The sequence below is a fragment of the Pseudarthrobacter sp. TE3704 genome (assembly GCF_056279405.1).
The window spans coordinates 41428-57323 of record NZ_JBWCCJ010000002.1; the positions used below are offsets into that span (position 1 = coordinate 41428).

Genomic DNA, 15896 nt, shown 5'->3' on the forward strand with positions numbered 1-15896 from the left:
CGTCCCGTCCCGGTCCAGGAAGCAAGCTATGGCACAGCAGCCAGACAGTCCTGATCACTCCGTTCCCCGCCTCAACGTGGTGCACCTGGCTAAGACCTATGGTTCGGGCGAGAACGCCAAGACAGTAATCGAGGACCTGACGTTTAGCGTCGAGGCCGGTGAAGTCATGTGCATCGTCGGCCCTTCGGGCGTTGGCAAGACCACTTTGCTCAAATGCCTGGCCGGCCTCCATCCCGTTTCCAGCGGCAGCGCCGCGATTGATGGCCGGACCATCAGCGGACCTCCACCGGAAATGGCCCTGGTCTTCCAGGACTACAACCGTTCCCTGATGCCCTGGCTCACGGTGCGGAAGAACCTGGTACTCCCGCTGCGGCATATGCGTCTGTCCGCTGCCGAGGTTAAGGAACGCTGCGACAGCGCGCTGGAAGCTGTCGGGCTCACGCACGCCGAGCAGCAGTATCCGTGGCAACTCTCCGGCGGGATGCAGCAACGCGTCGCCATTGCCCGCGCCCTGGCGTACCGGCCCGAGATCCTTATTATGGATGAACCCTTTGCCTCGGTTGACGCCCAGACCCGGTTCGACCTGGAGGATCTCTGCCTGAAAATCCGCCGTGACTTCAACATGACCATCCTCGTGGTCACCCACGACATCGACGAAGCCGTGTACCTGGCCGACCGCGTCGTGGTCCTGGGCTCCAAACCCGCCCGCGTGCTGAAGGTGATCGACATTGACCTGCCCGCACCGCGGGACCAGATCACCACCCGCTCCCTGCCGGAGTTTGCCCACCAGCGCACCGACGTCCTGTCCCTGATCAAGAGGCCGGCATGACCAGCAGGCGTCCCAACGTCCTGTTCATCATCGCGGACCAGTTGCGTGCAGACCATCTGGGCTTCGGCGGGAACAGCGTTGTCCGGACACCGAACCTGGATGCGCTGGCAGCGCGGGGGACTGTGTTCAGTAACGCCACCGTGGCCAACCCCACCTGCATGCCGAACCGGGCCAGCCTCATCACAGGGCGTTGGCCGTCAACCCACGGGACGCGCTGCAACGGTATTCCCCTGGATCCCCAGTCGCGGACCTTGATCCGTTCACTCGGTGAAGTGGGGTACCACGCCATCGGGGTAGGGAAACTGCACCACCAGAACATGGGATGGGACTTCGAGCCGGAGCAACAGCAAGAGATTAAGGCAACCGATCCGCTCCTGCTCGACCCAGCCGCCGGCAACGCCCGGAGGGAGACTTCGGGGTGGGACGGCTGGGAGGACCGGGCCGCACACGACGAACGCTTCATCGAATTACCCCCGGATTACTACGGATACGACCATGTGGACCTCGTTGTGGGCCACGGTGACCACCCGGGCGGCCATTACCTGCACTGGGCCCGCGAACGCGGCATTGATCCTGACCTGATCGGCGGACCTGAACATTCAGAGAACCTCTACCCCGGCTGGAACCAGGTGTACAGGACAGCAGTTCCCGCCGAGCTCCATCCCAGCACCTACATCGGTGAGAAGGCGGTGGAGCATCTCAAGGATGCAGGGGGCAAGGACCGTCCCTTCTTCATGTTCGTCTCCTTCCCGGACCCGCATCACCCCTTCTCACCCCCAGGCGGCTACGACACGATGTACGACCCGGGACTGCTGGAGCTGCCGATCGGCTTCGAGCAGGACCACACAAAGTCACCGTCGCACATCCGCCGCATGATCGAGCACCGGGGCGAGCCAGGCACAGATCCAACCATGACCTGGGCGGCCAACGAGCAGCAATACCGGTACGCAGCCGCGGCGCAGTACGGGCTGATCACGCTCATGGATGAACAGATTGGCAGGATTCTCGCCGAACTCGACACTCAAGGCCTGTCCGAAGACACGATCGTGGTGTTCACCAGCGACCACGGAGATTTGTTCGGCGATCACGGACTGATGCTGAAACATTTCTGCCACTACCGGGCCGTGACTAACGTGCCACTGGTAATCGCGGTGCCCGGCGGCACCCACCAACACAGCGACGCGCTCGTTTCCAGCCCGGACCTGGTGCCCACGCTGCTGGAGCTCAGTGGCGCACCTGCGTTCCGGGGAATCCAAGGCCGCTCATTGGTCCCGCTGTTGAGGGGTCACACCGGGGAACACCGCCAGGCTTTGCTTGTGGAGGAGGAGCAACCGTTTGGTTTACCCGGCCTCCCGGGACCGGTCCGGATGCGGACAGTCATCACGGTGGAAGGGCGCCTCACGCGTTTTTTCGGAACGGATATGGCCGAGCTTTACGATCACCGGACGGATCCGCAGGAACTCCATAATGTGGCCGGTTTGGCAGAACACGCTGATCTGGAGCGGAGGCTCACCGCGGTCATGCTGGAGGAGATGGCAGCTCTGGCCGACAACGGAACAGCGCCCACGGCCGCAGCCTAAATGGCATCGAAAGTATGGATAAAGGGCAATAACAGCCGACGTCCCTTACCAGAGTGAATTGGAGTAATCATGGAAAGCTACAAAGTACTGCTGTCCTCGATCACCGGCGGCACCGCCGAGACAAGGACCATTCTTGACCCGGCGACCGGCGCCGCCGTCGGTGAAGCGCCCGTTCATACCGTTGAAGACTTAGACCGGGCTGTCGCCGCTGCCGCAAAAGCCCAGCCTGTGTGGGCCGCGCTCGGGCATGAGGGCCGCAGCGCTGCCCTGCACCGGGCGGCCGATGCCGTGGAACGTTCAGCAGAGGACCTTGCGCAGGTGCTTTCCCGTGAGCAGGGCAAACCGCTGAACGGTCTGAACGCCCGCTTCGAGGTCGCCTCCTGCGTAGCCTGGCTACGCGCTACCGCGACTACGGTTCTTGAACCGGAGAAGGTGGTCGATGACGGTGAAACACATGCCGAGGTGCACTACCGTCCTATCGGTGTCGTGGGCGCCATTGGTCCGTGGAACTGGCCGATGATGATCACCGTTTGGCAGATTGCCCCCGCCCTTCGCATGGGTAACACCGTGGTGGTTAAACCTTCCGAGTACACTCCTCTCAGCGTGCTGGCCCTGGCGAAGATCATCAATGAGGAACTGCCCGAAGGCCTCTTGACGGTCATCTCAGGAGGGCGGGACGTCGGCGAACGGCTGGCCGGACACCCCGCAGTCGGCAAAATCATGTTCACCGGCTCCACCGCCACGGGCAAGGCGATCATCAAAGCCTCCGCCGATACGGTCAAACGGCTCACCCTGGAGTTGGGCGGAAACGACGCCGGCATCGTGCTTCCCGATGCCGATCCGAAGGCTATTGCCGAAGGCCTGTTCTGGGGTGCGTTCATCAACACAGGCCAGACCTGCGCGGCCCTCAAACGGCTCTATGTCCACGAGGACGTCTACCATGCGGTCTGCGAAGAACTCGCCGCGATCGCAGCAGCGGCGCCCATGGGCAACGGGTTGGACGAGACCAGTGTCCTGGGCCCGCTGCAGAACAAGCAGCAGTTCGACATCGTCAACCGGCTCGTTGAGTCGGCCAAGGGCTCCGGCGCACGCGTCCTGATAGGAGGCAACCCTCCGCAGGAACAGCCCGGGTACTTTTACCCCACCACTTTGGTCGCGGACATCGAGAACGACAATCCGCTCGTGGCCGAAGAACAGTTCGGCCCAGCATTGCCGATCATCCGCTACAGCACCGTGGACGAGGCGATTTCCATGGCTAACAGCCTGGATGTCGGATTGGGTGCCTCCGTCTGGTCATCCGATCCGGCAGCAGCCCGTGAAGTGGCAGCAAGAATCCAGGCCGGCACCGTCTGGATTAACAAACATGGCGCCGTAGACCCACGCATACCTTTTGGCGGCGCCAAACAATCCGGCTACGGCCTCGAATTCGGCGTCGAAGGCCTCAAAGCCCTGGGCGTACCCCAAATCATTAACGGCTGAGGGCAGCATCCAGGCGAACCCCATCGAAGCGCCGACTGTTCTTCCGTCAACGTGGTCAGGCGTGGACCCAGGGGATGGGCGGGGTGGTCTCTTCGTTAAAGACAACGCGGTTGGTGCACCACCTCCACTATCTGGGTGGTGCACCAACCGCCTGGCCTGCCTGCAGGGAACCCTGCCTTGCCTGGGACTTAGTTGCTGAGGTAGCCGTTCGGGTCCAGGACATACTTTGTAGCGGCTCCGGCATCGAATTCCGCATACCCCTGCGGAGCATCCTCGAGCTTGATGGCCGTGGCGTTGACCGCCTTGGCGATCTGGATCCTGTCATGCAGGATCGCCATCATCAGCTGCCGGTTGTACTTCATGACCGGGCACTGGCCGGTCGCGAAGGAGAGGGATTTTGCCCAGCCGGTGCCAAGGGACAGGGACAGGCTGCCCTTCTGGGCCGCCTCGTCCACGGCACCCGGATCCCCGGTGACGTACAGGCCGGGAATGCCGACGGAGCCGCCGGCGGCGGTGAGGTCCATCAGCGAATTGAGCACGGTGGCCGGTGCCTCCTGGGCCCTGGCGCCGTGTCCGTGACCGCGGGCCTCGAAACCTACGGCGTCGATGCCGGCATCGACTTCCCGGACGCCGAGCAGCTGCTCAATTTGGTCAGCCGGGTCACCGTTGGCCACGTTGACGGTTTCGCAGCCAAAGGAACGCGCCTGGGCCAGGCGATCCTCATTGAGATCCCCCACAATGACCACCGCGGCCCCCAGCAGTTGGGCGCTTGCCGCCGCGGCAAGCCCCACTGGGCCGGCGCCGGCAACGTAAACGGTGGACCCGACGCCGACACCTGCCGTGACAGCTCCGTGGAAACCGGTGGGGAGGATGTCCGAGAGCATGGTCAGGTCCATGATCTTCTCCAGGGCCTGATCGCGGTCCGGGAACTTCAGAAGGTTCCAGTCTGCGTAGGGGACCAGGACGTACTCGGCCTGGCCGCCGACCCATCCGCCCATGTCAACGTAGCCGTAGGCGGACCCGGGACGGTCCGGGTTCACGTTCAGGCAGATCCCGGTCTTGCGCTCCTTGCAGTTCCGGCAGCGCCCGCAGGAGATGTTGAAGGGGACAGAGACGATGTCCCCGACCTTGATGAACTCGACGTCGGGCCCGGTCTCGATGACTTCCCCGGTGATCTCGTGCCCGAGGACGAGGCCGGCCGGGGCGGTGGTGCGGCCACGGACCATGTGCTGGTCGGAGCCACAGATGTTGGTGCTCACGGTGCGCAGGATGACCCCGTGGGGGACCTTCCGGCCGACATTGACGGGATTAACGCCAGGGCCGGCCTGCAGTTCGAAGGTGGGATACGGAGTGTCGATGATTTCCACGATTCCCGGTTCCTTGTACGCAACGGCTTTGTTACCTGACAATGGATGGCTCCTATGGGTTGTGTATCGAACCCTCACGTGATTCTGCTTGCAGCAGACTGTCCGTGAGGTAGTTTGTCGTCGGTTTTGGTGAAGGAAGTTTTTAGCGAAGCTGGAACCGGCTAGGCGTCGATTACCATGTCGGTCTTCGCGGTGGAGCAGCAGGGCAGGAACTTGCCTGCAGCGATTTCCCGTGCCCGGATGCCGCCCTGGTGGTTCATCTCAACGTCCCCGGAAAGCTTGACGACCTTGCAGGAGCCGCACATGCCTTCCTTGCAGTTCGCGCCGATCCTGACGCCCGCCCGTTGTGCCGCCTCGAGGATGTGCTCGGCGGGGTCGATGCGTACGTTAATGCCGGTGCGCATGAAGGACAGGGTGAGGCTTCCCGTTCCGACTGTGTCGAAGCTGGAGGCATCGGGGGTCGCGGCTTCGGGCCCCGCGTCGGGACTGCCGTCGGGAGAGGGCGCGTCCGGGTCCACGGTTTCCAGCGGCAGCCCCGTAGCCTTCAGGGTTCCCTCGGCGTCGTAGCCGGGCTCGTAGAGCCCGAACGCGGCGGGCTGGCTTTCATAGTAGTCCTCGGCGGAATCGGCGATTTCCTCGGCGATTTCCTCCGCAATATCCACTGCAAGCGCGAGCTCCGCCTGGTATTCGAGGAGCGTCTGGCGGTCTCCGGAGAAGAATTCCATGTAGATGGAGGTGTCGTCGACGCCCACCTTTTGCAGGAGTTCGGTGGCGGTATTCAGGTAGCCTTCCGGGCCGCAGGCATAGACCTGGCGGCCGTTGGCATCGGGGGCCACCTCGTCGAGCATGGCCGCCGTCAGCCTTCCGCTGAGCCCTTCCCAGCCCTCGGGTTTGCTGCGGTCACCCAGGGAGTAGAAGACCTTGATGCGCGAGTCCACGGAGGCGATGTAGGCCAGTTCCTTATGGAAGGCAAAGCCTCCGGCCTCCGCTCCGTGGTAAAGGACCACGACGTCGGCCTGTCCGGGCAGGGAGTGAATGGTCCGCACCATCGACATGATGGGCGTGATGCCTGCGCCGGCGGCCAGCAGGAGGTACCGTGCCCGCCGGTCGGCGTCGGGCAGGTGGAATGCCCCGACCGGTCCCAGCATCTCGAGGACGGTGCCGGGTTTGACGTTCTCGTGCACCCATGGTGAGACCAGTCCGGTGGGATCACATTTGACGGTGATGTCGAAAGTCCACGGTTGGGTGGGTGAACTGGACAGCGAGTAGCTGCGGTCCGCCGGGTCCTGGTCCTCGCCGTTCACGGGAAATGCGACGTTCACGTACTGGCCCGGACGGAACGCCAGCGGCGCACCGTCGCAGCGGCGGAATACGAAGGTCATCATGCCGCCGGCCTCAGGCACCGTCTCGACACATTCGGCCATGAACTCCTGCGGATGCCAGGGGCCCAAGGCGCGGGCGGCACTGGCGGGTCCCTCGGTGGTGCCCATGACCCTGTTCCACGGCATCTCAAGACCGCGGATGCGCTGTGGTTCCTGGGTTGCCGTCTCAGTGAGGAGTTCAATCATGCCAAGTGCTCCTGCACGCGCTGCACGTACCAGTTGATGAAGGCCTCCACCTGGTACTCGCTCTTCATGTACGGGCCGGGCTCGTAGGCGGGGCTTCCGGCGCCCGTCTGGCACAGCTCCACGAACGCCTTGTCCTGCAGATTGGTCTGCTTCCAGGTGTAGGTGAGTTTGTCCAGGTCGTAGTCGACGCCTTCCTCGGCGTCGTCAGCTACCAGCCAAGTGGTGCGCACGAGGGTCTGGTGTTCGTTGATGGGGAAGACGCCGAAGGTGATGACGTGGTCTCCCAGGAAGTGGAACCAGCTGTTGGGCTGCAGGTGCATCGAGCAGCGGCCAAGGCGGAAGTCCCGCAAGTCACCGAGCAGCTTCTTGGAAAGCCGGCGCCCGTCGGGCGAGAACGATTCCCCTTCGCCGTCCAGCGATTCCCGTGAGATGCGGATTCCCGCGATGCGCGTGTCAAGCTCCTCGACCACCTCGTAGGGGAGGCCATAGCGGCGGCAACGCTCCTCGAGCGAGGACTGTGCTTCCTTGTTGCGGTCCCACACTTCCTCGAGATGGGCCGGGATCAGGCCCTCGGTCAGGCCCCAGGTGGGAAAGAGGGAACAGGCGAGCTCCGGATGGCCGTCACAGTGGTAGCACTCACGGTTGTTCTCCATGACGAGCTTCCAGTTGCCCTCCTCAACGATGTTCTGCTGGTAGGCGATTTTCGTCTTCGACAGATCGTGGGGTGCAAGGTAAGGCTCGAAGATCTTGGAGGTTTCGTCAAAGTCGGCAGGCGGCTCGTCCGCAATGCAGACGAAGATGAGTCCGGCAACCTCGCGGCTGTGGGCGCGCTTGAGGCCGAAGCAGCTCTTGTCGAATTTCGTTTCCCCGGGTGCCGAGGCGTGGATCAGATTGCCCTCGGGGGAGTACGTCCAGGAGTGGTAGCCGCAGACCAGGTTTCCTGTTGACCCCGCAGTCTCGGTCAGGACGCGGGCGCCGCGGTGGCGGCATACGTTGTGCAGGACGTTCACGCCGCCGTCGTCGTTGCGCAGCACGATCAGGGAGTAGGGACCATAGTCGACGGTGACGTAGTCGCCCGGCTCCGGGAGTTCGGCAATGCTGGCGGCAAAAATCCAGTGCTGGCCAAAAATGGCTTCCATGTCGATTTTGAAAATCGTGGAATCGGTGTAGAAGGGTGCATCGAGGGAATACCCTGCGCGCCGGAAAGCGAACAACTCGGTGATTTCCGCCAGCTGCTCAGCAGGCAATGATGAGGCGAGTTTTCCGCGTGAATTGAGGGGCAGGTGCACTGGAGCAGTCATGGGTTTCCTCCCGGGAGGCGTGGGTACTTGTGAGATCTGTCGAGACCGCGGATGCGTGGTGCAACCGTTGCCAAAAGTCGTTGTTTCAAGAGATTAGGGCCGACTGGGCTGCAATAAAAGCGCAAGATTCCGGAGATAACAGTGCACAATAGGTGCATGATCGATCCACGACTTACAACACTGCGGGTGTTTGCCCGCTGCGGCACTGTCGGCGCCACCGCGGAGCTCTTGGGTTACTCTCCCTCCGCCGTCTCCGCTCAATTGCGGGAGCTCCAGCGCGTGCTTGGAATGCAGCTGCTGACGAAGGACGGCCGGGGTGTGCGGCTGACCGCCACGGGCCGCTTTCTGGTGGAGGGCTCGGACACCCTTATTGCTGAATGGGAGAGCCTGCGGGCTGCGGCTATGGAGGCAGGCGACCAGGTGCAGTCCCGTTTTGGCCTCGGCGGATTCTCGACGGCGGCCGCCCAGTTACTAGCGCCGTTGGCCGCTGCCTTGCGCTCAACACGCCCCCTGCTGGAAGTGCAGGTTCTGGAGGCCGACCCGGACCGCTGCTTCGACTTGTTGGTTGCCGAGCGAATCGACCTCGCGGTCATCGTCGCCATGCAGTCCCACACCTACGTTGAGGACGATCCCCGCTTCGAGCAGACCGTTCTGCTTGATGACCCCCTGGACGTGATCATTCCCTCCGACCATCCGCTGGCATCGCGGGAAACGGTGACGCTCGAAGAGCTGGCGTCGGAACCCTGGATCACCGAGGCGGTCGGATCCACCTACCATTCCCTGTTCACCGCGGCGTTCACGGCAGTCGGGGTGACGCCCCGTATTGCCCATGAGGCCGTGGAATGGGAAACCCAGATCGCCTTCGTTGGTGCCGGGCTGGGCGTGGGCCTGCTGCCGCGGCTGGCGCCCCTGCGCAGCGCCGAAAACGTGGTTCGACTGCGCATTACGGGCAAGGGGAAGCCCGCCCGCCGGATTGTCGCTGCGGTGCGCAGCGGCAGCATCACATCGCCCCTGATCCAGGAGTCCCTCGGCATTCTTCAGGACAGGGCCCATCGGATCCTCACCGCCCGACCCGAAGACGATCTCTGAAGCAGCACGGTCACGGTTAGTTGCTGACGGGCAGGCAGGTCCACCCGCAGTGAAGGCGGAACGCTGAGGGACGGCTCAGAGTCCCTCAAACAGGTCGGTCAGCAGCGGACTGTCCGGCAGCCTGGCCGGCCACGCGATGATCGAGGACTCCCGGGAAACGATTCTGGCCCACCGGCGCTCGTTCACGCCGGGGTCGACAATGACATGTCGCTGGGATTTGTGCTCCAAAAGGCCTGCGACGATCCGGTGCGCTACCGTGCTTGTGTCCACGTCAATATCGATCCACTCATCCGGAACCGGGCGCAGATGGTACTCACGGGCAGGGTCCCAAGGCTCCAGGCCCTGTTGTTGGCGCCTCTGGTTCCAACGTTCAAAGGTGGACGCGCGCAGGGCGCCGTGAACGAGCCGTTTTAGTCCAGGGCCCGGAACCTGACGTGCGCGTGTGAAGGCTTCGTCCGTGGCCCTGCCTATTGCGATGTGGTCGCGGTGCCCTGTGATCCCGTCGGGCCCGAAAGTCGCCACTACCTGCGGGCGTTCCTGGAGCAGGATGGCCAGGATCCTCGTGACCAGCTCCTCGAAGTCCACGTCCGCGACGTGCCCGTCGTCGTAGTCCAGCCATTCGTGCCGGTCCGGAATGGTGCCGTGGGCCCGCCAGGCATTGACGCTTTCCTTTCGCCGCCAAATTCCCAGTTCCTGCGGCGTAGTGGGCACGCCCTCTGCGATCTGCCCGGCCCCGCCGTCGGTTGCAAGGACCAGGCAAAACCGGAACCCGGGGTCCTTCTCGTGCAGGGCAATGGAGCCCGCGCAACCATAGGCATCGTCATCCGGATGCGCAACCACAACCGCCAGTGAACGAGCTTCGTCCATAGGACAGAGGCTAAACCCCGCGGATTGAGAAAAACAGGCCACCAATTGATGCACGTGGACGAACTGTCATGTTTAGCAGGTAATGCGTTGCTCTTATATCTTTTTTCGGCTATTGATATATGAGTCCTATATTAGGGCTGCATCCGCGAAAGATGGATCGCCAACTCAATGAGGAGTGGAACAGCATGCAGCAACTCGCGCACCGGCTCGAACGTCTGGGCACCGAAACTGCCTTCAGCGTCGCCCAAGCCGCGGCCGCCTGGAAGGCGAAGGGTAACCCCGTGTTCCCCTTCCATCTCGGCGACATCAACATCCCCACGGCCCCGCATATCGTTGAAGCAATGAACCGGGCCATTGCCGATGGTTATACGGGCTATTGCCCCGGCCCCGGCATCCCGCAGCTGCGCGAAGCCCTTGCCGAAGATATCGGGGCCCGCCGCGGTATCGAGTTCTCCCCTGACAACGTCGTGGTGATGACGGGCGGCAAGCCCGTGATCACCAAGTTCCTGCAGGCGGTCATGAACCCCGGCCAGGAAGTGCTTTATCCCAACCCCGGCTTCCCGATCTACGAATCGCAGATCGAATACCTCGGTGGCACGGCCGTGCCGTACCGCTATGTGCCCACAAGCCAGGGCTTCGCCATCGACCTCGACCAGGTGCGTGCATCGATCACCCCGAACACTGTCGCAATCATCTACAACGACCTGCAGAACCCCATCTCGGCCGAGTCGACCAGTGCGGAGCGGGAGGCAATCGCGCAGCTCGCGCAGGAGCACGACCTTTGGGTCCTCTCCGATGAGGCGTACTTCGAGACGCGCTATGAGGGTGTCTCGAGCTCCATCGCGTCGCTTCCCGGCATGGCGGAGCGCACCGTGATTCTCTACACCTTCAGCAAAAAGTTCGCCATGACCGGATCCCGACTGGGCTGCGCCGTGGCCCCGATCGAGATTGCCAAAATCCTCAGCACCCTCAATACCAACGACGAGTCGTGCACCACGCACTACGTGCAATGGGCCGGCATCGAAGCGCTCCGTGGCACCCAGGAGCCTGTAAGGGAAATGCTCGACATCCTGCGAGGGCGCAGGGATGCCGCCTGCGAACTCGTGAACGACATTTCCGGCGTGCATGTCGCTGTCCCGCAGTCCACGTTCTACCTGTTCCCTGACGTCACCGACGCCATGCAGCGCATGGGTTACACGGCAGTGGGTGATTTTGCCTCAGCAGCCCTGTACGAAACCGGCGTCTCCTTCTGCACCCGCGAGCACTTCGGCCGCCGGCAGCCCGGTGAAGAGCGGCAGTACATCCGGCTCGCCTACTACTCCGGCATCGACGTCGCCGATATCCGCGACGGCCTCGGACGCCTGCGCAAGTGGATCGAGACCGCATGAGCCGGGTGGTCGTTACGGGACGTGTACCCGAAACCGCACTTGAGAAACTGCGTGCAGAGCACGACGTCGATGCCTGGTCCGGTCCGGAGTCCATTGGCCGCGAGGAGCTCCTGCGCCGGGTGGCCGGGGCCGATGCCGTGGTGAGCCTGCTCACCGAACGCATCGACGCTGAGCTGCTGGACGCTGCGGGCCCGCAGCTCAAAGTGGTCGCGAACGTCGCCGTCGGTTATGACAACATCGACGTTCCGGCCTGCACCGCACGGGGCATCGTGGCCACCAACACGCCGGGCGTGCTCACGGAGGCCACCGCCGACATCGCGTTCGGCCTCATACTCTCGGCAACACGCCGGCTGGGCGAGGGGGAACGGCTCATCCGCTCCGGCGAGGCCTGGAAGTGGGGCATGTTCTTCCTGCTCGGCAGCAGCCTGCAAGGCAAGACCCTCGGCGTCGTCGGAATGGGCGGCATCGGCCAGGCCACCGCACGCCGTGCCAAGGCCTTCGGCATGGAGATCGTCTACCAGTCGCGCAGTGAGATCGATCCAAGGGTGGCAGCCGAGCTGGGCGCCCAGCGGCTCGAGCTCGATGAGTTGCTGGCCACCTCGGACATCGTCTCGCTGCACTGCCCCTACGGGCCTGCCACCCATCACCTGATTGGCGCGGGGCAATTTGCGGCAATGAAGGATTCGGCATACCTCATCAATACTGCGCGGGGCCCGATTGTCGATGAAGCAGCACTCGTGGCTGCCCTTCGCGACGGGCAGATTGCCGGCGCCGGGCTCGACGTTTTCGAAAAAGAGCCCAGCGTACACCCAGGGTTACTCGAGCTCGACAATGTGGTGCTCGTGCCGCACCTGGGCTCCGCCACTGTGGAGACGCGAACCGCAATGGCCATGCTTGCCGCCGACAATGCCCTCGCCGTGCTCTCAGGTGAACGGCCGCCTGCACCTATCGCCTAGGACAAACCAGCTGCCCCGGAGCGACACAACAACGCGGCCAAGTAAGGCCCCTGTCCATTGGACGGCGGCAGCAATGACCGGGCATCACATCTTAGAGAGAAGAAATAGTGACACGTATTGGCATTGTGGCCGAGTTGGGCCGCGAAACACGGGTGGCGGCGACGCCTGTCACCGTGAAGCAGTTGTTGGGGTTGGGCTACGAGGTTGTGGTCGAGAAAGGTGCGGGGGAGTCGGCATCCTTCCGTGATGAGGCTTACGCCGAAGCGGGTGCCCTGGTTGTGGGTGCTGATGAGGCGTGGGGCAGCGAGGTGGTGTTGCGGATCAATCCGCCTACTGAGGATGAGATCGCCCGTCTCACCGAGGGTGCCACGCTGATCGGGTCGTTGAGCCCTGGATTGCGGCCTGAGTTGGTGGAGGCGCTGGCTTCGCGTCCGATTACGGCGTTGGCGTTGGATGCTGTGCCGCGGATCTCGCGGGCCCAGTCGATGGATGTGCTTAGTTCGATGGCAAACATTGCCGGGTACCGTGCCGTGATCGAGGCCGCGCACGAGTTCGGCCGGTTCTTCACGGGACAGGTGACCGCGGCGGGCAAGGTCCCGCCGGCGAAGGTCCTCGTCGCGGGCGCAGGCGTCGCCGGGTTGGCCGCGATCGGCGCTGCGTCCAGCCTGGGCGCTATTGTCCGGGCGACTGATCCGCGGCCGGAGGTTGCCGATCAGGTGAAATCGATCGGCGGAACTTATCTTAAGGTTGAGGTCGCCGAAGAGATGAAGTCCACGGACGGGTATGCGAAGGCGACGTCCGAGGCGTATAACGCCAGGGCTGCGGAAATTTACTCGGAGCAGGCAGCGGATGTGGACATCATCATCACCACTGCCCTGATCCCGGGACGCCCGGCGCCGAAGCTGCTCACCGCCGAGGACGTGGCAAGCATGAAGGCCGGCAGCGTGATCGTGGACATGGCAGCGGGCCAGGGCGGAAACGTCGAAGGCTCCGTCGCCGGGGAACGGATTGTGACGGACAACGGGGTGGTGATCCTGGGCTACACGGATCTGCCGGCCCGTTTGCCGGCCCAGGCGTCCCAGCTGTACGGGACGAACATGGTGAATCTGCTCAAGCTCCTGACCCCGGACAAGGACGGTCAGCTTCGGATCGATTTCGACGACGTGGTGCAGCGTTCGGTGACGGTGGTGCGCGAGGGGGAGAAGACCTGGCCGCCGCCCCCGGTCCAGGTCTCCGCCGCACCTGCGGTGAAGACCGACGCCGGAACGGCCGCCGAAAGTACGGCACCGAAGAAGAAACAGGGCCTCAGCACAGCCGGTAAGGCAGGACTCTTCGCCGCGGGCATCGCCGCGCTGTTCCTGGTCAACGCGGTGGCTCCGGCGCCGCTGCCGCAGCACTTCACGGTCCTGATGCTCTCGGTCGTGATCGGGTTCTATGTGATCGGGAAAGTCCACCACGCCCTGCACACCCCGCTGATGTCCGTGACGAACGCGATCTCCGGGATCATCGTCGTCGGGGCCCTGCTGCAGGTCACCTCCGAGAACATCGTGATGCAGGTCCTTGCCGCCGTCGCGGTCCTGCTGGCCAGCATCAACATTTTCGGCGGCTTCGCTGTCACCCGGCGCATGCTCGCCATGTTCTCCGCCGGAAAGGCACGTTCATGAGCGCCATCACCGATGCAGCAGCAACACTTACGAGGAGCTTTACCGTGTCTGACACCGTCTCCGGTCCATTGACCGCCGACTCCATCGCGGGGGCGGCTTACATCGTCGCGGCCCTGCTGTTCATCCTGTCCCTCGCCGGGCTGAGCAAGCACGAGAAAGCCCGCGCCGGCGTCGCCTACGGCATCACGGGGATGGTCATCGCCCTCGCCGCCACCATCTGGCTGACCCTGCAGGACGCCTGGGGCACCGGCCACGCCCTGACCGGCCTGGGCTTGCTGGTCGCCGCGGTAGTGGTCGGCGGGGCGATCGGGCTCTGGCGCGCCCGGGTGGTCGAGATGACCGGCATGCCCGAGCTCATCGCCCTGCTGCACAGCTTCGTGGGCCTCGCCGCCGTGCTCGTGGGTTGGAACGGACACCTTGAGGCTCCTGCGTTGTCTTCGGAGCTGATGGCGATCCACCACGCCGAGGTCTTCATCGGTGTGTTCATCGGTGCCGTGACCTTCACCGGCTCGATCGTGGCGTTCCTGAAACTCTCAGCCCGGATGAAATCCTCACCCCTGATGCTGCCGGGCAAAAACGGGATCAACCTCGGCGCCCTCGTTGTGTTCGTCGCCCTGACCGTCTGGTACGTCAACGATTCCCAGCTCTGGCTCCTCGTCGTCGTCACCGTCCTTGCGCTGGGGCTGGGCTGGCACCTGGTGGCCTCCATCGGCGGCGGCGACATGCCCGTGGTCGTGTCCATGCTCAACAGCTACTCAGGCTGGGCCGCCGCTGCGGCGGGCTTCCTGCTGAACAACGACCTGCTCATCATCACCGGCGCCCTGGTCGGCTCCTCGGGTGCCTACCTGTCGTACATCATGTGCAAGGCCATGAACCGGTCCTTTATCTCCGTGATCGCCGGCGGGTTCGGCATCGCCGCCCCCGCCAGCAAAGGAGACACGGACCAGGGCGAACACCGCGAAATCACGGCCGAGGCGACGGCTGAGATGCTCACCAACGCCTCGTCCGTCGTCATCACCCCCGGCTACGGCATGGCCGTCGCCCAAGCCCAGTACCCTGTCGCCGAACTCGCCCACCAACTCCGCGAAAAAGGCGTGAACGTCCGGTTCGGGATCCACCCCGTCGCCGGGCGCCTGCCCGGACACATGAACGTCCTCCTCGCCGAAGCCAAAGTCCCGTACGACATCGTCCTGGAAATGGACGAAATCAACGACGACCTCGGCGACACCTCCGTAGTCCTGGTCATAGGCGCGAACGACACCGTCAACCCCGCCGCCGCCGAAGACCCCGGCAGCCCCATCGCCGGCATGCCCGTCCTCAAAGTCTGGGAAGCCGAAAACGTTATCGTATTCAAACGCTCCATGGCCGCCGGCTACGCAGGAGTCCAAAACCCCCTCTTCTACCGCGACAACTCCCAAATGCTCTTCGGCGACGCCAAAACCCGCGTCGAAGACATCCTTCGCGCCTTCTGATTACGAGACGAGAGACCATGACCCTGTCCCGAATATTTCGTAACTGCACTCCCAGCATGGCGACGCGGCTCAGTAAACCGGAGCCAATCATCAACACCGAACAAGCACAAGCACCAGCGCAGCTTGTCAGTTTCATCGACGAATTCCATGCATCAGCGTGGGTAGGACTCCACCACAGACACGAGTTTTTGCTCCATTACAAGCACGAGCTTTTGGAGCACCAGCATCCAGTGGCCGGTGGGCGTTGGTGACCTGACAGGTCACACTTAGGATTAACTGGCTGCCCGAGCGATGCAACAAAAACGAGTACGAGCCCCGTCCCGGAGGGACAGGGCT

At 63.5% G+C, this 15896-nt stretch carries 12 protein-coding genes; 8 read left to right on the forward strand and 4 right to left on the reverse strand.

Annotation, left to right across the window (positions count from 1 at the left end):
• The first annotated feature begins 28 nt into the window (after positions 1-28).
• The 3 genes from ACZ9BC_RS04175 (at position 29) to ACZ9BC_RS04185 (ending at position 3888) form a co-directional block, all read left to right on the forward strand.
• Positions 29-829, forward strand: coding sequence for an ABC transporter ATP-binding protein (locus tag ACZ9BC_RS04175; protein WP_476244885.1), 801 nt, complete (start codon positions 29-31; stop codon positions 827-829).
• Positions 826-2409, forward strand: coding sequence for a sulfatase family protein (locus tag ACZ9BC_RS04180; RefSeq protein WP_476244886.1), 1584 nt, complete (start codon positions 826-828; stop codon positions 2407-2409). Before ACZ9BC_RS04175 ends, ACZ9BC_RS04180 begins: the two co-directional genes overlap by 4 nt.
• A 69-nt stretch (positions 2410-2478) precedes the next feature.
• Entirely contained in the window at positions 2479-3888 is a 1410-nt protein-coding gene (locus tag ACZ9BC_RS04185) for an aldehyde dehydrogenase family protein (RefSeq protein ID WP_476244887.1), read from the forward strand.
• A gap of 188 nt (positions 3889-4076) precedes the next feature.
• Here the strand turns inward: ACZ9BC_RS04185 and fdhA are convergent, their stop codons facing one another.
• From fdhA to ACZ9BC_RS04200, 3 genes are all read right to left on the reverse strand, one after another.
• Positions 4077-5297 (reverse strand): formaldehyde dehydrogenase, glutathione-independent, encoded by a 1221-nt coding sequence (gene fdhA / locus ACZ9BC_RS04190; RefSeq protein ID WP_476244888.1) that lies wholly within the window; start codon positions 5295-5297, stop codon positions 4077-4079.
• Positions 5298-5416: 119 nt separating this feature from the next.
• Entirely contained in the window at positions 5417-6823 is a 1407-nt protein-coding gene (locus tag ACZ9BC_RS04195; protein ID WP_476244889.1) for a ferredoxin reductase, read from the reverse strand.
• Positions 6820-8124: an aromatic ring-hydroxylating oxygenase subunit alpha gene (locus ACZ9BC_RS04200; RefSeq protein WP_079595942.1), complete on the reverse strand. Its 1305-nt coding sequence runs from the start codon at positions 8122-8124 to the stop codon at positions 6820-6822. Before ACZ9BC_RS04200 ends, ACZ9BC_RS04195 begins: the two co-directional genes overlap by 4 nt.
• Before the next feature lie 156 nt (positions 8125-8280).
• On the opposite strand from ACZ9BC_RS04200, the gene ACZ9BC_RS04205 reads away from it, so the two are divergent.
• Positions 8281-9213, forward strand: a complete 933-nt coding sequence (locus ACZ9BC_RS04205) for a LysR family transcriptional regulator (protein WP_476244890.1) — start codon at positions 8281-8283, stop codon at positions 9211-9213.
• Between the two features lie 75 nt (positions 9214-9288).
• Here ACZ9BC_RS04205 and ACZ9BC_RS04210 read toward each other — a convergent pair whose 3' ends face one another.
• Positions 9289-10080: a PIG-L deacetylase family protein gene (locus ACZ9BC_RS04210; protein ID WP_476244891.1), complete on the reverse strand. Its 792-nt coding sequence runs from the start codon at positions 10078-10080 to the stop codon at positions 9289-9291.
• 185 nt (positions 10081-10265) lie between these two features.
• Here ACZ9BC_RS04210 and ACZ9BC_RS04215 point away from each other — a divergent pair, with 185 nt between their 5' ends.
• The 4 genes from ACZ9BC_RS04215 to pntB all read left to right on the forward strand — a co-directional run bounded on the left by ACZ9BC_RS04215 (position 10266) and on the right by pntB (position 15560).
• Positions 10266-11468, forward strand: a complete 1203-nt coding sequence (locus ACZ9BC_RS04215) for a pyridoxal phosphate-dependent aminotransferase (RefSeq protein WP_476244892.1) — start codon at positions 10266-10268, stop codon at positions 11466-11468.
• Complete coding sequence (locus ACZ9BC_RS04220; RefSeq protein WP_476244893.1) at positions 11465-12424, forward strand: 2-hydroxyacid dehydrogenase; 960 nt, start codon at positions 11465-11467, stop codon at positions 12422-12424. The genes ACZ9BC_RS04215 and ACZ9BC_RS04220 overlap by 4 nt, the downstream gene beginning before the upstream one ends.
• A 107-nt stretch (positions 12425-12531) precedes the next feature.
• Positions 12532-14088 (forward strand): Re/Si-specific NAD(P)(+) transhydrogenase subunit alpha, encoded by a 1557-nt coding sequence (locus tag ACZ9BC_RS04225; protein ID WP_476244894.1) that lies wholly within the window; start codon positions 12532-12534, stop codon positions 14086-14088.
• The gene (gene pntB, locus ACZ9BC_RS04230) at positions 14085-15560 is read left to right on the forward strand and encodes a Re/Si-specific NAD(P)(+) transhydrogenase subunit beta (RefSeq protein WP_476244895.1); all 1476 of its coding nucleotides are present in this window, start codon (positions 14085-14087) and stop codon (positions 15558-15560) included. The genes ACZ9BC_RS04225 and pntB overlap by 4 nt, the downstream gene beginning before the upstream one ends.
• The last annotated feature ends 336 nt before the right edge of the window (positions 15561-15896 follow it).